15 protein-coding genes and 1 tRNA gene are annotated in these 16,794 nt (G+C 39.5%); 11 read left to right on the forward strand and 5 right to left on the reverse strand.

Going from position 1 to position 16,794, the window contains the following annotated elements; all coding sequences use genetic code 11:
• Positions 1-69: 69 nt before the first annotated feature.
• Positions 70-1,506, reverse strand: a complete 1,437-nt coding sequence (gene pyk / locus QL989_RS14995; protein WP_076920269.1) for a pyruvate kinase — start codon at positions 1,504-1,506, stop codon at positions 70-72.
• Positions 1,507-1,879: 373 nt separating this feature from the next.
• Between pyk and gndA the strand changes: the two genes are divergently transcribed.
• Complete coding sequence (gene gndA, locus QL989_RS15000) at positions 1,880-3,253, forward strand: NADP-dependent phosphogluconate dehydrogenase (RefSeq protein WP_010389900.1); 1,374 nt, start codon at positions 1,880-1,882, stop codon at positions 3,251-3,253.
• 66 nt (positions 3,254-3,319) lie between these two features.
• Here the strand turns inward: gndA and ansA are convergent, their stop codons facing one another.
• The gene (ansA, locus tag QL989_RS15005) at positions 3,320-4,330 is read right to left on the reverse strand and encodes an asparaginase (RefSeq protein ID WP_054200863.1); all 1,011 of its coding nucleotides are present in this window, start codon (positions 4,328-4,330) and stop codon (positions 3,320-3,322) included.
• Between the two features lie 70 nt (positions 4,331-4,400).
• A complete protein-coding gene (gene sppA, locus QL989_RS15010) occupies positions 4,401-6,266 on the reverse strand; it encodes a signal peptide peptidase SppA (RefSeq protein ID WP_290170960.1) in 1,866 nt (621 codons plus the stop codon).
• A 286-nt stretch (positions 6,267-6,552) separates the two neighbouring features.
• On the opposite strand from sppA, the gene QL989_RS15015 reads away from it, so the two are divergent.
• The 7 genes from QL989_RS15015 (at position 6,553) to QL989_RS15045 (ending at position 11,854) form a co-directional block, all read left to right on the forward strand.
• The gene (locus tag QL989_RS15015) at positions 6,553-8,514 is read left to right on the forward strand and encodes an NADPH-dependent 2,4-dienoyl-CoA reductase (RefSeq protein WP_290170961.1); all 1,962 of its coding nucleotides are present in this window, start codon (positions 6,553-6,555) and stop codon (positions 8,512-8,514) included.
• An 89-nt stretch (positions 8,515-8,603) separates the two neighbouring features.
• The gene (locus QL989_RS15020; RefSeq protein ID WP_290170962.1) at positions 8,604-9,287 is read left to right on the forward strand and encodes a DoxX family protein; all 684 of its coding nucleotides are present in this window, start codon (positions 8,604-8,606) and stop codon (positions 9,285-9,287) included.
• Between the two features lie 115 nt (positions 9,288-9,402).
• Positions 9,403-9,951, forward strand: a complete 549-nt coding sequence (locus tag QL989_RS15025; protein ID WP_290170963.1) for an NAD(P)H nitroreductase — start codon at positions 9,403-9,405, stop codon at positions 9,949-9,951.
• Between the two features lie 203 nt (positions 9,952-10,154).
• Positions 10,155-10,532, forward strand: coding sequence for a hypothetical protein (locus tag QL989_RS15030; protein ID WP_356777146.1), 378 nt, complete (start codon positions 10,155-10,157; stop codon positions 10,530-10,532).
• Between the two features lie 106 nt (positions 10,533-10,638).
• Positions 10,639-10,729 (forward strand) — tRNA-Ser (locus QL989_RS15035).
• Between the two features lie 114 nt (positions 10,730-10,843).
• Positions 10,844-11,167, forward strand: coding sequence for a hypothetical protein (locus tag QL989_RS15040; protein ID WP_010389909.1), 324 nt, complete (start codon positions 10,844-10,846; stop codon positions 11,165-11,167).
• 69 nt (positions 11,168-11,236) lie between these two features.
• Positions 11,237-11,854 carry an FKBP-type peptidyl-prolyl cis-trans isomerase gene (locus QL989_RS15045; protein WP_008112467.1) on the forward strand — a complete coding sequence of 206 codons (618 nt, stop codon included), beginning with the start codon at positions 11,237-11,239 and terminating at the stop codon, positions 11,852-11,854.
• Positions 11,855-11,942: 88 nt separating this feature from the next.
• Here the strand turns inward: QL989_RS15045 and QL989_RS15050 are convergent, their stop codons facing one another.
• Positions 11,943-14,342, reverse strand: coding sequence for a TonB-dependent receptor (locus QL989_RS15050; protein WP_290170966.1), 2,400 nt, complete (start codon positions 14,340-14,342; stop codon positions 11,943-11,945).
• A 151-nt stretch (positions 14,343-14,493) separates the two neighbouring features.
• On the reverse strand, positions 14,494-14,883 hold the full coding sequence (locus QL989_RS15055; RefSeq protein ID WP_138608504.1) for a YkgJ family cysteine cluster protein: 390 nt from the start codon (positions 14,881-14,883) through the stop codon (positions 14,494-14,496).
• A 206-nt stretch (positions 14,884-15,089) separates the two neighbouring features.
• Here QL989_RS15055 and QL989_RS15060 point away from each other — a divergent pair, with 206 nt between their 5' ends.
• The 3 genes from QL989_RS15060 (at position 15,090) to QL989_RS15070 (ending at position 16,738) form a co-directional block, all read left to right on the forward strand.
• Positions 15,090-15,515: a tetratricopeptide repeat protein gene (locus QL989_RS15060; RefSeq protein WP_010389912.1), complete on the forward strand. Its 426-nt coding sequence runs from the start codon at positions 15,090-15,092 to the stop codon at positions 15,513-15,515.
• Between the two features lie 129 nt (positions 15,516-15,644).
• Positions 15,645-16,118, forward strand: coding sequence for a hypothetical protein (locus QL989_RS15065; RefSeq protein ID WP_198523124.1), 474 nt, complete (start codon positions 15,645-15,647; stop codon positions 16,116-16,118).
• Between the two features lie 23 nt (positions 16,119-16,141).
• Complete coding sequence (locus QL989_RS15070) at positions 16,142-16,738, forward strand: DUF1287 domain-containing protein (RefSeq protein ID WP_290170969.1); 597 nt, start codon at positions 16,142-16,144, stop codon at positions 16,736-16,738.
• The last annotated feature ends 56 nt before the right edge of the window (positions 16,739-16,794 follow it).

Raw genomic sequence — 16,794 nt, forward strand, 5'->3', positions numbered from 1 at the left:
CCAGAGTTCAGGTTAAATTAACAGCATAAAAAACGCGAGCATATAGCTCGCGTTTTTTTGTAGTAACTTTTACGAAACAGTCACAATCTTCATCGTGTTGGTTGCACCAATCGTTTCCATCGCATCACCATGGGTGATAATCACGGTGTCGCCTACTTGCAGTGAGCCTGCAGCCACTAACGTGCTTAATGCGTCTTTAACCATGTTATCTTTTTCACATTTTGTAGAGTCAAAAAACACTGGGTAAACACCACGGTATAGTGCTGTTTGTCCTAATGTACTGGCATGACGTGAAAGTGAGTAAATGGGTAAGCCTGAGCTAATACGTGACATAAGTTTTGCTGTGCTACCGGATTCAGTCAGGGTGATAATCGCTTTAACAGAGTCTAAGTGATTAGCTGCATACATTGCAGAGAGAGCAATTGATTCCGCATTAGAAGAGAAACGGCTATCTAAACGATGCTTAGAAACATGAGTCTCTTTTTGTGACTCAGCACCTAAACAAACACGCGCCATAGTAGCAACGGTTTCTTCTGGGTAATCACCAGCGGCTGTTTCAGCAGAAAGCATAACTGCATCGGTGCCATCAAGTACTGCATTGGCAACATCCATAACTTCTGCGCGTGTTGGCATAGGATTATCGATCATCGATTCCATCATTTGCGTAGCGGTTACAACGGTACGGTTTAATGAACGAGCACGACGAATAATGAGTTTTTGTTTGCCCATTAAAGCTGCGTCACCAATCTCAACACCTAAATCACCACGAGCAACCATCACAGCGTCAGACGCTAAAATAATATCATCTACTGCTTCTTGCGTTTCTACTGCTTCAGCACGTTCAATTTTAGCCAAAAGCTGAGCATTAGAGCCTGCAGCTTCTGCAAGAGAACGAACATAACGCATATCATCGCCACTACGCGGGAAAGAAACGGCAATATAATCAACATTAATTTCAGCCGCTGTGATTAAATCTTCTTTGTCTTTGTCGGTAAACGCGGGTGCAGTTAAACCACCACCTAAACGATTAATCCCTTTATTGTTCGAGAGCACCCCACCCACAGTAACAACAGTGTGCACTAAGTGACCTTCAACATGCTCTACTGTAAGCTGAATTAAGCCATCGTTTAACAGCAGTAAATCACCAGGAGCCACATCTTGTGGTAGCTCTTTGTAATCAATACCAACGGCATTAATGTCGCCTTGGCCTTTTTCCATTTTTGCATCAAGAACGAATTTTGCACCAACCGCTAAAGTCACTTTACCTTCTTTAAAGGTTGAAACACGGATTTTAGGACCTTGTAGGTCAGCAAGAATTGCAACGTGCTTACCTAATTTAGCGGCTATATCTCTAACTGCTTGTGCACGGTCTTTGTGATCTTGTGCAACACCATGTGAGAAGTTTAATCGAACGACGTTTGCGCCTGCGCGAATTATTTTTTCTAAGTTATTATCTCTGTCTGTTGCAGGTCCAAGTGTCGCGACTATTTTTGTACGTCTTAACATTAAATTCTCCTGTGCGCTTATTTTAAGCAAGTTGCGGTTATTTTGTTTTAGTGACTACTTAATAAATCTCATAAGAAGATTTCAGGTTAAATAGTAATTTTAGTTTTATGCAATTTTCATAACATTGCGACTATTATATACAAGATCAATATGTCATCATTATGACACCGGTGTCACAGGGCGTCAATGATCTAAAAATTTAAATAGCAGCGCTATTTCTTCCCCTGTGAGGGCGGTTGTTTGATATAATTGCAGTGTTTATTTTAACTGTAATAAATGCATGTAGCTTTGCTCATGGCTTAGGCCTGAGTATAATGCACGCGGTATTATTTTAATTTACTAACCAAATAGTTGTTACCGAGGAGGGCACTAAATGCAAGTTGCATTAGTAGGGTTAGGCGTTATGGGGAAAAATCTTGCCCTGAACTTGATTGAAAAAGGGATAACGCTGGTCGCTTATGACAAAAACCCAAATGCGGGTGAAGAGTTATTAAGCTGTGCTAAGTCACAAGGCATGGCTGATAAACTTCACATTGTCTCTGATCTAGGGGATATGGTTAGGCGTTTAGAAACACCGCGTTCTATTTTATTACTTGTACCTGCGGGTGAGTTGGTTGATGCAGTTTGCAACGAGCTGATTGAAGCAGGTGTACAATGTAGTGATATTATTGTTGACTGCGGTAACAGTAATTACAAAGACGGAATTAATCGCAAGCTAAAATACCAAGACAAGTTTGAATTTGCCACCATGGGTATTTCAGGTGGTGCTGAGGGTGCGCGTCATGGTCCAGCTATGATGGCTAGTGGTTCTGAAGGTGGCTGGGAACGTGTCGAGCCATGGTTTACAAAAGTTGCTGCAAGCTACAAAGGCGAGTCGTGTTTTGCTCGCGTTGGTCAATCAGCCAGCGGTCATTTTGTAAAAATGGTTCATAATGGAATTGAATACGCACTGATGCAACTTATTGCTGAAGTGTATCAGTTACTTCGTCATGGAACTAAGCGCTCGCCAAAAGAAATTGCTGAGATATTTAATGAATGGTCACAAGGCCAGTTAAATAGCTATTTATTGTCAATTTCTAGCCATATTTTGTCACTTGAAAATTCGCAAAATGTGCCCCTTGTTGACTTAATTGATAACAAAGTTGGTGCAAAAGGTACTGGTTTATGGACAGCTCAAAATGCACTTGAATTGGGTATTGCGGTACCGTCATTAGTAGCCGCTGTTCAAGCACGCCATTTAACTAATGCATGCAATACCACTGCTGCACAAGAGATGACGTATAGCGCGCAAAATACCACGCAAGTTGATATTGATTTAGATGAATTGAAAGATGCATTTACTCTTGCAAGTTTACTAGCGTATCGTCAAGGACTTGCATTAATTAAAGGTGCTTCACGTACCCATCAGTGGAAAGTTGATTTAGCCAAAACACTACAAACCTGGCGTGCAGGGTGTATTATTCGTGCAGATTACTTAGACAGTGTAGCGCAAGGTGTTGAGTTTATTGATACTCTTGAAAAAGAGTCACTCGCAATGCGTAAAGTAACGGGCCAAGCGGTCATGACGGGTCTGGCATTCCCTGTGCTAAGTGCAACACAAACCTACTTAGCAACGTTAACAACACCAAGTAATGGGCATTTAGTACAAGCCCAGCGTGATTACTTTGGTGAGCATGGCATTAAGACTCACAGCGGGGAAACGTGTCATTTAACTGACTTAGTTGATATTGACGCAAAAGTTCGTTAATAAAATCTAAGTAAATAAAAAGGACGCTAAATAGCGTCCTTTTTTGTTATTCGTTTTGCTGAACACCTAACGAGTTAACTCACCCCGCAAATTATCTTGCATTAAATGGCGAATCGTTTCGACCTCTAAGTTTTGACTAAAAAGATAATGCAGTTTAGTTAAACAGGCTTCTAAAGTCATATCAAAACCACTGATCACGCCTATATTGAGTAACGCATTTCCTGTGGCATACCCGCCCATATTCACTTGCCCTTTTAGGCATTGAGTGAGGTTTGTGATAATAACGCCGCGCTTACTCGCTTCATCAAGTATATCCAAAAACTCAGGGTCTTGCGGTGCATTACCCACACCAAAGCTCAGCAGTACCAATGCTTTAATGTTGCCATTAACTAAGCTTTTAACCACTTCTTTGCTGATCCCAGGGTATAAATACAATACACCAATGGCTTGAGGAGTGATCTGCGCAACTTGTAATTCATTTTCTACATACGGACTTAACTGACCTTTGATCAGTTGAATATTAATGCCAGACAGCGCTAATGGCTCTAGGTTAGGGGAGGCGAATGCATCAAATCCATCGGCATGCGCTTTGGTTGCTCGGTTGCCTCTAAATAATTGATTATTAAAAAATAAACTAACTTCCGCTATCGGGTAGTTAGCTGCTAAATACATGGCATTAAGTAGGTTAACTTGACCATCAGAGCGCAATTGAGAGAGCGGAATTTGTGAGCCGGTAACGATAATAGGCTTTGTTAAGTTTTCAAACATAAACGATAAAGCCGATGCCGTATAGGCCATGGTATCTGTACCATGCAGCACTACAAAGCCGTCGTAATCTTGGTACTTACTTTTTATGTCATCAGCAATAAGTTGCCAGTGAGCAGGAGACATATCTGAAGAGTCAATCAGTGGGCAGTATTCATGAATATCGAATAATGGCATTTCTTCACGATTAAATTCTGCGTTATTAACCACAGTTTCGGTTAAAAAACCTTCGGCAGGAATATAGCCGCGGATTGATTTTTTCATTCCTATAGTACCGCCAGTATAAGCGATGTAAATGCGTTTACGTTTCATAAAAAAAGCCCAGTAAAAAAACTGGGCTTAGTATAACGCTAAGTGCTAATCAATACAGCCTGTTAGGGCATTATTGTGCAACTGTACATTCTAAACAGCGCGCGTAAACACCTTGTGGATCGTTATAATCTTTCAGGTTTTCTACTTCGCTGCTTAATTGCTTAATCACGCTTTGCAGGTTAGCTTGACTAGCTAGTACTGCTGATTTTTGTGTTTCAAGTCCAAGCACTGATTTAACCGCGGCGCTACCAAAAATATCTTGGAGCATTTGTTCTTGAGGGCTAAGTGATTGTTTAATTGTTTTAACTTCATAGAAGTTAAGTTTAGCAAGCTCTGCAGCCGCTTTGATAGCGTCTTGCTTGTTACCCAGCTTGTCAACTAAACCAAGCTCTTGAGCTTGCGATGCAATCCAAACGCGGCCTTGGGCAATTTTATCAACTTGCTCAGGGGTCATATTACGTGCATCGGCAACGACATTTAAAAAACGTTCATAAGCTTCTTCAACACTCATTTGAATCACTTGTGCCATTTTTTCATTTAGTGGACGAGTTATTGAAAAACCGGCCATTTCTGTAGTCGCTACACCATCAGAGTAAACACCGATTTTAGCTAAGGTATCTTCAAAGGTCATAAAGGTACCAAATACACCGATTGAGCCGGTAATCGTACTAGGTGCTGCCCAAATTTCATTTGCCGCTGATGCAATCCAATAACCACCTGATGCAGCTACTGAGCTCATTGAAGCAATGACTGGTTTGCCTGCGGCCTTAAGTGCCAATACTTCAGCACGAATAACTTCAGAGGCAAACATGCTGCCACCGCCAGAATCAATACGTAACACGACTGCTTTTACTTTATCGTCAAGGCGTGCCTTGCGTAATAGTGCAGCTGTTGAATCACCGCCAATCTCACCGGCACGACGCTCACCGTCTACGATGGTACCTTTAGCTACAACAACAGCGACTTTTTCTGTCATTGGGTTATCAAACTCAATTGGCGGCTTAACTAAGCTTAAGTATTCACCAAAAGACACTTGTTTAAATGTTTTACCATCTTCCTCAGCACCAACTAGATCAACTAATTGCTGACGAATTTGTTGATTAGTTTTGAGAGAATCAACCCATTTATTATCCAGCGCGTATTTACCCGCATCACCATTGGCAGCCTGCATTTTGGCTAAATAAGTATCCATTGTTTCATCAAAATTTGATTCGTCAAATGGACGCACCGCACTTACATCTTGTTTATATTCGTTCCATAAAGCACCTAACCATACGCGGTTTGCTTCTTTAGCTGCTTCTGACATATCGTTTCTGATAAACGGTTCAACGGCAGATTTGAAAGTACCTACACGAAATATATGCTGAGTGACTTCTAATTTTTCTAATGCATCTTTGAAGTAAAGCGGGTACATACCGTAGCCTTCAATAAGCACACTACCATAAGGGTGCATCGCAATTTCGTCTGCATGCGCGGCAATGTAATATTGCGCTTGGGTATAGTAATAACCTGAAGCAATTACTTTTTTTCCAGTTGCTTTAAATGCATCAAGTGCTTTTGTAATTTGCTTAAGCTTATTTAAGTGCGCTTTTGGCATTTCTTGTAAATCAAGCAAAATTGCGCTGATACGAGAGTCTTGTGACGCCTCATTGATCACTTCAATGACATCATCAAGTAGTATTTCAGTAGGGGTATCAGCACTTGCTGTTGCATCATTAATGGCCGCTTCTACAGGGTCTACGTAGGTTTTTTCTTCCACAATAGGACCGTTTAGGTTGAGCCTGAGGACAGAACCCTCTTCGACAATGATTTTATCGCCGTCACTTGATACTGAGACAATGAAAATGATAACCAAAAATAAAAATAATAAATTTAGTACTAAACGACGCGAGAAGTTAATCCCTGTCCATATACCTTTAAATACCTTCGCTATCAAAATAGCTCCTTAAATTCGTACAGCTAAAACGTTATTGCCATAGTAGCTTAGAATATAAATTAATTTAACTGCTAAATCGTAACGAAACATTTATAAATTCAATTACACATATGATTATACGAATGTTTATGTCACTTTTAGCCGTATTTTACAATTAACAGTTATACATAAAACGAGCGTTTTAAATTAAAAAGTTTAAGTTTAAGCTGCTCGTATATTGCTTATTTTGCGTCATTAAAGCAGAATTGGACAAACACACAGGTTAGACCAGTTATTGGGGCACAGGATGTTAGAACAAAAACTAGAACTAAAACACACACAACTACGCAACCGTTTAGTAATGGGATCAATGCATACCGGCCTTGAAGAAGGTTGGCACAATCGCAAACGCCTTCGTGCCTTTTATGAAGCACGTGCCAAAGGTGGCACTGCGATGCTTATTACCGGAGGCTACAGCCCTAACTTACGCGGTAAGTTAACGCCTATTTCTTCATCATTTAATAGTTATTACGATGTATTTAAGCATCGTGCATATACGCAAGCTGTTCATCAACATGGTGGTAAAATATGTTTGCAATTATTACATGCTGGGCGTTATGCGTATCACCCTTTTAATCAGGCACCAAGTGCTATAAAAGCTCCGATTAATCCATATAAACCAAAGGAAATGTCTTTAAGTTCAATTAAGAAAACGATTAAAGATTTTGCTCACTCGGCTTATTTGGCTGAAAAGGCTGGTTACGATGGCGTGGAAGTAATGGGCTCAGAAGGTTATTTGATTAATGAGTTTATGGCACCGCATACTAATAAACGAGATGATGAATTTGGTGGCAGCCTTGAAAACAGAATGCGTTTAGCCGTTGAAATTGTAAAAGCAGTAAGAGCAAAAGTATCGGATAAATTTTTAATTATTTTTAGACTCTCCGTTATAGATTTAATCCCTAATGGTTCAACCCCTGATGAAGTAACTCAACAAGCGGTTGCACTTGAAAAAGCGGGTGTTGATATTTTTAATACCGGAATTGGTTGGCATGAAGCGCGCGTACCTACAATTGCGAGTATGGTGCCACCGGGTGCATTTAAAGAAGCGTCAAGGCGTTTAAAAGATGTTATTAGCGTGCCTGTTATTGCGGTAAACCGCATTAATACCCCAGAGATTGCTAATGATATTTTAAATGCTGGCGAAGCTGATTTAATTTCTATGGCGCGTCCATTATTAGCCGATCCTGAATTTTTTAATAAATACGCGGCTAAGCAATCTGAGCATATTAATATTTGTATTGGTTGTAATCAGGGTTGTTTAGATCATGTATTTAAAGGTAAGCGCGCTACCTGTTTAGTAAATCCACAAGCAGGTTTTGAGCTTGATTACCCGTTAGAAAAAGCAGAGAAAGCTAAAAATGTATTAGTTGTTGGCGCTGGACCTGCAGGTTTATCGTCTAGCTGTTACTTAGCGCAAAAAGGGCACAATGTAACCCTGATTGACCAAAAGCAACATATGGGTGGGCAATTCAATTTAGCGATGCAAATACCTGGTAAAGAAGACTTTAATCATACATTAGCTTACTTTACTAATGAACTTAAGCGTCTTAATGTAACCATTGAATTAGGTAAAGCATTTAGTGACAGTATGCTAACTGAGTTTGATGATGTGGTATTTGCAACCGGTGTAAGGCCACGTGAGGCTACGATTAAATGCAGCGATGATAAGCGTGTATTTGCTTACGATGAAGTTATACGCGGTGAAGTAGAGCTGGGCAGTTCTATCGCTATACTCGGTGCCGGCGGTATTGGTTTTGATATGGTGGCATTTTTAAGTGAACATAAGTCACAAAGCATTAGCGACTTTAAAACCCAATGGGGTATAGAGTGCGAACCTCAACCGCACAAAGATGCTCGTCAGCTCTATATGCTAAAACGCAGTGCAGGGCGCTTTGGTGGTGACTTAGGTAAAACTACGGGTTGGATCCACCGTCAAGTTGCCAAACAGCATGGTGTTAAACAAATTGCAGACTGCCAATATCATAGTTTTGATAAAAACGGCCTAACTATTAGTGTTGCTGGTGAAACTCAAGTACTGCCAGTTGATACGGTTATTGCTTGTATTGGTCAAGTGTCTAACGACGAGTTATTTAAAGCACAAGCTGAGAGCGCCAACGTGCATGTTATAGGTGGCGCTAAATTGGCTGCTGCTATTGATGCTAAACGCGCAATATTTGAAGCGTTACAAGTAGCAAGGCAAATTTAATCTTTAAGGGCGAAATAATTTAGCTCTGTGCGCGGTCATGTTTGTTTATAGTCTATAACTTAATAAACAATGAACATATAAGAGTGCGCATGATTAAATTAATTACACTTTACGACAATATTATAGGTAAATTATTTTTATTGGATGGTTTGCCTGCTTTGCTTTTTCGCTTGATTTTAGCGCCTGTAATGATTATTGCAGGCTATAACAAACTCGCAATAAGTGGCGATACTAATGGTTTTTTTAATCAGTTTTTAGCCTCTGATGATGTCGTTCAGTGGTTTGGTAATAGTGATTGGGGTTTAGGATTACCGTTTCCTGATTTACTGGCTTTTTTAGCCGGTTGGAGTGAGTTTTTAGGAGGTTGGTTTTTACTTATTGGTTTATTTACGCGCTTAGTGAGTATTCCACTTATGTTTACAATGGTGGTAGCAGCAACAACAGTACACTGGCATAACGGCTGGTTTGCTATAGCGCCAACAAATCCACAAACAAGTGCTGCCCAAGTACTTGATTGGCTATCAGTCCCTGGTGCCAAAGAAAGCCTTGAAAATTCAAAAGAAGTACAAGTCCGCATAGGTAAAATTCGCAGCTTAGTGGAAGAGTACGGCTTTTCAGATTACTTATACGGAAAAGGTAAACCAGCAATATTAAATAACGGCATCGAATTTTCTGCTATTTATTTTGCCATGTTACTGAGCTTATTTTTTACGGGAGGTGGGCGTTTTGTAAGCCTAGATTATTGGTTTAAACGCGTTGCTTTACGTCAATAGCTTAGAATATAAACACTCGCATCATTAATTTTATCTGCTGGGTAGTTTTAACCCTGCAGTGTTTATTTTTTACTTATAAATGTTACTCTTACGTTTTGAATTTTGAGAGCACACTATGGATGCTATTGAGCTTTTACTCACTCGCCAATCTGATGCAAAATTGACAGCGCCAGGGCCTAATGAAGAGCAGTTAAACATTATTCAGCAGGCTGGGCTGAGAGTGCCCGATCATGGCTGTATTGCACCGTGGCAATATATTATTGTTCAAGGTGATGCACGTCATAAGTTAGGTGAAATTTATTATCAAAGCGCTATAGCAGAGCAGCAGGGCGAAAAAGTGATTAATCGCGCTAAGGAGTTACCGCTTAGAGCACCCATGATTATTATTGCGATTGCAAAATATCAACCACACCCAAAAGTTCCTAGAATTGAACAAGTACAAAGCGCAGGTTGTGGCGTATTGGCAATGCAACAAGCCGCATTCGCTCAGGGGTTAGGCGGTATTTGGCGTACGGGTTACTTTGCACAAAGCCCCAGTGTTAAACAGGCGCTTAACTTAAATGATGATGATGAAATAGTCGGTTATTTATATTTAGGGACGCCGGCAATTGAATGCAAAAAGTCACCAAGGCACAAACCAGAAAATTATTTTAGTTTTTTGTAGAAATATTATGAACTTTTTATATTCAATATAGTCATAATTCATTAAGTTAATCGTGTTACACTACTGCGGTTAATATTGTAGCTGCGAGAAGCGCACGGAAGCACTAAACGTAATAAATCTTCTTCAGTTTGTTTTTTAATCGGTTGTTTTTTGGTAATGTATGGAAAGTCTTACCAATAATAACGATAAAGAAGACGAAAATGATGGGAAATTTATTTTTACGTGAAAAAGAAAACTGGTTTGCTTGGTCAATCTGGGGTGTAGTTGGCGCGCTTGCGACATTTTATGTTGCAATGAGCACTCAAGCTGAGCATTTTATTGCTGCTTCAGCAATAGGGGTGCTGGTATTGCTAACTTGGTGGATGCAACAATCGAGACGGTTTGATTTTGGAAGAGCCTTTAAAATATGTTGTTATGTTTTACTGTTCACTGTACTGCCTTCATTTGTATTGGTTGTGATCCCGAGCGATGACCTTAATCGCTTCGATTTAATATTTCAAAGTATTGCATTTTTAACAGCCAGCTTATTGGTCTGTTTAGTGTGCTCTTGGATTGCTCGTAGGCCTAAGCAATATTACTAATAATGGCTAATTGATAACTAAAGCGGTTTATATTTAACTATTTAGCCGGTTTTATTAAAATAGGGCTTTACAAGCTAAGCGTATGATCTTATTATGCGCGCCGTACGGAGAGATGGCAGAGTGGTCGAATGCACCGGTCTTGAAAACCGGCAGGGGTTTATAGCCCCTCTAGGGTTCAAATCCCTATCTCTCCACCATTATTTAAAAAACCGCCTTATTGGCGGTTTTTTGCTATCTGGAGCTTTATAATGTCACAGTCCCCGGAATTATCCTTTTCTAAACGTTTACTTAAGCACATTCTTCTATGGACTGTGTTTGGTTATTGTTACCAAAGCGCCATATCGTTATTACAAAAAATGGCTATTGATGCATATCCAGACGACGCACTAATAATGACCTTATTATATGGCATCGGGTTTAATATTTTATCGGGGCATTTAATTACAAAATACGATAATTATTGGCCTGTATGGGGCGCGTTTTATATTGGCATTATCGGTTTAGTAGCTGTGCCTCTTTTACTGGTCGGTGTGGCTGGATTATTGTCGATGAGCTTACTTGTTGGAATTTTGCTCAGTTTGCCTGTGTGTACCTTTGCTATTGGTTTAATTAAAGAAAAACTCAATAAAAACTAGCACCAAAGACCTTTTATTTTGTGATAGCATATACGGGTCTTTTAACTAACAAAACGTGAATAACACATTATGTCAGATAATTTTACTACAGATGCTGAAAAAGCAAGTTACGGTATTGGCTTACAAATGGGTGAGCAACTTAAGGCTAATCCTTTTGAAGGTTTAAACTTAAATTCAGTATTTGAAGGCATGAAAGATGCGTATGCAGGCAGTGCTTTTCAAGTTGAGATCCCTGAGATCCAAGCTGCATTTGAAAAAATTAACGAAGAGATCCAAGCTCGTCGTGAAGAAGAAGCTAAAGTACTCGCTGCTGAAGGCATTGCATTTTTAGAAGAAAACGCAAAACGTCCTGAAATTACAGTAACTGAGTCAGGTCTTCAGTACGAAGTACTTGCAACAGGTGAAGGCGAGAAGCCAACTGCTGAGTCTACAGTACGTGTTGATTACCACGGTACTTTAGTAAACGGTACTGTTTTTGACAGCTCATACGAGCGCGGTCAACCTGCTGAATTCCCAGTGGGCGGCGTGATCAAAGGTTGGACTGAAGCATTACAAATGATGCCAGTAGGTACTAAGTGGCGTTTATACGTTCCTCATGAGCTTGCTTATGGTGAACGTGGTGCCGGTGCAGCAATCGCACCTTACTCAACACTTGTATTCGACGTTGAGTTACACGCAATTCTTTAATTAGAACGTACATAACATTTAGTTATGAAAAAACCGCATTCATTAATATGAATGCGGTTTTTTATTGTCTCATTAAACTGATCTTTGTTTAAAAGTAGCCTCTTACTCCAAATTGGAAGTTACGACCAGGAAGTGGCGCGGTGTCTTTAATAAACGAGCTATGGACAAAACCAAGTTCATCAGTAATATTGTCAACACTTAGGTAAAGCTGTGTGTCAACTGCACCTAAATCAAGCTGATAATTGGCTTGCAAATCAATCAATGTATAGCCATCTGTTGCTGTTTCGTATGCACTAATATTATTTTGCTCAAAATAATGTGTTCCTGTTAGGGTAAATTGTGCGCTACCTAGGGTGTATTGCAGTTCTGAGCCCAATTTATTAGCAGGAATGCGTGGTAAATTACCTTCATTATCTTTTAGCTTAGCACGAGTTGAGTCACCAAATACTTTTACCATGGCGCTGGGGTCTATTTGATAATGTACATCAAATTCAAAACCATACAGTTCAGCATCTTTACTTGTGAACTGATAAACATCAATTGCGTCACTGTGACCATTGGCTGCAGGTTCAAAACCATCCATTTCATCAAACACTAATCCTGTGTTTTGCTGATAATAAAAGTTTTTAATATCGTTATAGAAGAAGTTGACAGTGTAACCAAAGTCTCCACTAAAGCGACGTAAACTAATATCTAGATTAGTTGATGTTTCTTGTTTAATTTCTTCAGGCTCAAAATGCGCTTCGTTACCTTCAATATGGTAACCCAAACCAAGTTCATAAGTCCCGGTAGCAATATGCACACCATTAGAGAGTAGCTCCGCTGAAAGTGGTGCACGCTCTGAATGTGACAAACTAACGGCTAGGTTGTGACTTGGCATATACTCCCAAATCGCACCTGCTGAGGCACTTAGATTAGTAAAGCTTTGGGTGTAGTTAACAGTTTCATCTGCTGATACAGGTTCGTCATCATGGCTGTGCTGATGCGTATCTACATCACTTTTTATCTCATAATCTTCTAAGCGGGCGCCAAGTTCTACGGTGACGTCACCAAACTTGCGTTCTTCGAGTAAATATAGCGCATGAGTGGTAGTGATACTTGCAGGTGTAAAGGCTTCTTCACCAATCGCGTCATAATCAGACTCACTATAGTGATAGCCAATCATGCCATGCCATTGGCCTAATTGATGCTCTACGTTTAAACGTGCTTCAGTGGTTTCATTACTAAAAGTGGTGCCAATAGCGCCGTCTTCAATTTCACTATGGGTATAGTCTGTGTAACCAACACGTAGGTTGATTGACTCAATCCAGTTATCATGAAATGCATAACTTACCAGCCCCTGCCAACGGTCTTGTTCTAAATGAGCATAAACAGGTGTTTCTGCATGTTCCTCACCTTCGTGCTCTTCATGCTCGCCTTCTTCTTCGTGCGCATGGTCGTGTTCATGATGATCATGTGAGTGGCCAGGAATACCATAATCTGTTTCGATACTACCGTATGAAAATCCAATGGTTAAATGATCACCCACATAACTCGTACCAAAATTTACTGTTTCGCTGTCTATAAAGGTATTTTCAACTGAAGTGGCTGTTTCTTCATCGCCTTCAACATGTTCTTCACCTTCTTCATGTTCATCTGGTAAGTTAAAACGAGGTGTTTGGTAATCATCACCGCTGCGTTTAGTACCATCAAAATGGAAATTAAAGTTATTGCTACCCGTTTCTAGTTTTGCTGCGTAGGTATTCGCATTTGAAACTGTATCGTGTGTGTATTGGGCAGCTCCAGATAGAGAGTCAATGTTATTGGTTGGAATACGGTTATCAACCACATTGACTACACCACCAATAGCACCAGAGCCATAAAGTAGAGTGCTTGGGCCACGTAACACTTCAATTTGCTCTGCAGCTAGGCTGTCACTTGATGTAGCGTGATCAGGTCCAATGCGAGACGCATCGCTGCTATCCAAACCATTTTGTGTAATTTTAACTCGAGGACCACCTAAGCCGCGGATAATCGGACTTGATGAAACAGGGCCAAAATAACTAGCATTAACGCCTGGTATGCCTTTAAGTGTCTCACCTAGCGTCGGCTTAGCTTTATTTTTTAGCTCATCGCCTGATAGCACACTTACTGGTGAAATCATTTCTAAGCTATTTTTATGCAGGGCAGAGGCATATACAACAACAGTTTCAACCGAAGTTGGCTTTAAAGTAACATCAATAGTGTTGTCTGTATTTTCAAGCGATATACGAGAATCTAGGTAGTTATCTTTACTGATATGTAATTGACTCTTAGAATCTATGTCAATACTAAACTGGCCTTGTGCATTACTTTGCACGCTTTTTGACTTACCATGAACATGAATTGTGGCATTGGCAATGGGTTGCTTTTTTGTGTCTGTTACCGTGCCGTTAATCGTCGCTGCAAGTGCAGAATGAGAACACAAAACAGACAGTAGTGCTGAGGATATGAGTGTTAGCTTAGTCATAGTTACTTCAATTCGTGGTTGTTATGTTGTGATATAATATAACACTACAAAATTATGCTATCAACAATGTTATACTATAACTTTAAAATTTGCGTTGAATAACACAATAGAGCGATAAATTTAATCTAGCACGGTATTATTACAGTTAAATTTAAGAGCGACTGTCTATCATCAGTATGTCTAACTTTTTTTGTGCTTTAAAATGATTTTGCTTATCGACTGGTTCGAGCATTTCACAGTCATCGTTTATCATTTCTGAAATTAAACTCGGATAATGCCTGCAATCTTGGGGTCGGTCATGATAAATACTGCAAGTATATTTATCTTTTTCTTCAGGGGATGCTTTATTGGCAAGCTCTAAAAATGGGCATTGCGTTAATTGCTCACCCGTCGTTGGGTCAAACCATAATTGATCGTTTTTAACGTATTGAAATATTTCAGGGTTGAATAACGCCCACATTTCAATTTCATCCTGATTAGTATCTAAATCTGCCGCACCATATTTGGTACAGCACTTACCGCATTGATTGCAATTTTGCATAGGGTAGATTTTTACTGTTGCTGTTAATAGTAAGCATTAAGTGTAGCACTCTAATATCCGTGTCAATAAACAAACAGTGCTTTTTGTTGCTTATACTACTTTTGTAACAACGCGGCGCTTAATAATAATGTATTATTAGATAATAGGTTTCTGACACAGCGCTGTAAAAAATTAAATAGGCGCATTAATTAAGGTAGCGAGTAATTATGAATACTAAAGTATACAAAGCGGTTCACGATTTAGCAGAAAAGTTGATGGCAGCTGCCAATAAAAATGATACTAAACAGTTTGAATCTTTATATGCAGAGCTCAAAGCAATTTGTATTGAAAACGAAAATACCGCTAAAGATCACCCTGTACAGTGGGAAACTCTAGCAGATTTTACCGAAGAGCTAGAAGACGCTATTGAGACTTACGAAAAAGCGTTGCAGAAGTCGATAGAAATTAATAACAAAGATCATATGTCGTCGGTTGCATTTTCTATGGCTACTTTGCAGCTTGAGCTGGGTGATAAAGAAGCGGCGATTAAAAACCTACAAGATGCAAAAGTCAGTGCGAATAAAATTGAAGACAAAGAATTAAAGTCAGAGATCCATGAGCTATTAGAGTCACTCGTTGAAGAAGAAGGTTAGGAAACTTTATAGTCATTATTAATAATCAGCGGCAGTAGTTATACACTTGGCGCTTTTTTATGAAGAAGATAAAGTTCAACTTCATAAAATACTTATAAATAACTTACCGAGTAATTTTTTGGAGAAAAAATGCTAGCGCAAATAGAACAATGGATTGATAAAACGAATAGCGAGTATGCACATAAAAGAATATGCTGTGAAAAATTTGCTAACGAGTTTGAGGGCTTTTACCCAAATGAATTTTTGAAAACTGCATTTTATGTAGTTGTTGATAAAATTCCTAAACCTGACTTTACAGGTTTGCGTGAACTTGGTTTAAGCAATTTTATTGATATGGATGTAGCTGGAATAACCTATAAAAATACATATTATATATTACCCAGCGCTGTGCATAATTTAAGAGTGCACTTTCATGAGCTTGTTCATGTAGTTCAATGGCGTGAACTCGGTGCGCACGCTTTTATAATGCGCTACATCAATGAAATCCAAACGTTTGGTTACAATGATGCTCCACTTGAAATAATGGCCTATGAACTTGATGAGCATTATACCAGTAATGGAAATAAATTTAATATCCCTGACTACATTACGCAACAGCTTTAGTTAAAATTATAAAAGGAATTTATATGTCACGTTTTTTTCTCTATCCACTAGCCCTATTTGCTTTTCATGTGCAGGCGAGCTCTTTTGATGATGATATCGTTAATGCATTAATCTATAGAACAACACAACCAGTAACTTACGATGGCGCCTATCATAAGCTTGAATACCCTGGTGGTGATGTGCCCGCTAATATTGGTGTGTGTACTGATGTTTTAATTAGGTCGTACCGACAGCTTGGTGTTGATTTGCAAAAGTTAGTACACGAAGACATGCAGAACAATTTTCGCGCATATCCTTCCAAACGTATTTGGGGATTAACCAAGCCAGATAAAAACATTGACCATCGACGTGTACCTAACTTACAGGTCTACTTCGAGCGCCATGCAAAAGTGTTAACTAAATCGCTTAATGCAGAGGATTATAAAGCCGGTGACATAGTTAGTTGGATGCTGCCAGGTAATTTACCGCATATTGGTATGGTCGTTAATGAAATAGCGAAGGGCAGCGGCAACCCGCTTATTGTGCATAATATTGGTCGTGGACCAGAAATGAGCGATATGCTTTTTGCGTATACAATTACGGGTCATTACCGATTTGTGCCTGCAGAATATTCAGAGTAAATAACACTGTACTAGTAGGCGTGTTTGAGTTTAAAAACACGGCATACAGGTTTGGT

The organism is Pseudoalteromonas sp. APC 3224, assembly GCF_030407535.1.
Taxonomy (GTDB): Bacteria; Pseudomonadota; Gammaproteobacteria; order Enterobacterales; family Alteromonadaceae; genus Pseudoalteromonas.

Coding starts and splice junctions, on each gene's coding strand:
- pyk (WP_076920269.1), bottom strand. CDS start 1,506: ATGTTAAGACGTACAAAAATAGTCGCGACACTTGGACCTGCAACAGAC.
- gndA (WP_010389900.1), top strand. CDS start 1,880: ATGCAAGTTGCATTAGTAGGGTTAGGCGTTATGGGGAAAAATCTTGCC.
- ansA (WP_054200863.1), bottom strand. CDS start 4,330: ATGAAACGTAAACGCATTTACATCGCTTATACTGGCGGTACTATAGGA.
- QL989_RS15015 (WP_290170961.1), top strand. CDS start 6,553: ATGTTAGAACAAAAACTAGAACTAAAACACACACAACTACGCAACCGT.
- QL989_RS15020 (WP_290170962.1), top strand. CDS start 8,604: ATGATTAAATTAATTACACTTTACGACAATATTATAGGTAAATTATTT.
- QL989_RS15025 (WP_290170963.1), top strand. CDS start 9,403: ATGGATGCTATTGAGCTTTTACTCACTCGCCAATCTGATGCAAAATTG.
- QL989_RS15030 (WP_356777146.1), top strand. CDS start 10,155: ATGGGAAATTTATTTTTACGTGAAAAAGAAAACTGGTTTGCTTGGTCA.
- QL989_RS15045 (WP_008112467.1), top strand. CDS start 11,237: ATGTCAGATAATTTTACTACAGATGCTGAAAAAGCAAGTTACGGTATT.
- QL989_RS15050 (WP_290170966.1), bottom strand. CDS start 14,342: ATGACTAAGCTAACACTCATATCCTCAGCACTACTGTCTGTTTTGTGT.
- QL989_RS15055 (WP_138608504.1), bottom strand. CDS start 14,883: ATGCAAAATTGCAATCAATGCGGTAAGTGCTGTACCAAATATGGTGCG.
- QL989_RS15060 (WP_010389912.1), top strand. CDS start 15,090: ATGAATACTAAAGTATACAAAGCGGTTCACGATTTAGCAGAAAAGTTG.
- QL989_RS15065 (WP_198523124.1), top strand. CDS start 15,645: ATGCTAGCGCAAATAGAACAATGGATTGATAAAACGAATAGCGAGTAT.
- QL989_RS15070 (WP_290170969.1), top strand. CDS start 16,142: ATGTCACGTTTTTTTCTCTATCCACTAGCCCTATTTGCTTTTCATGTG.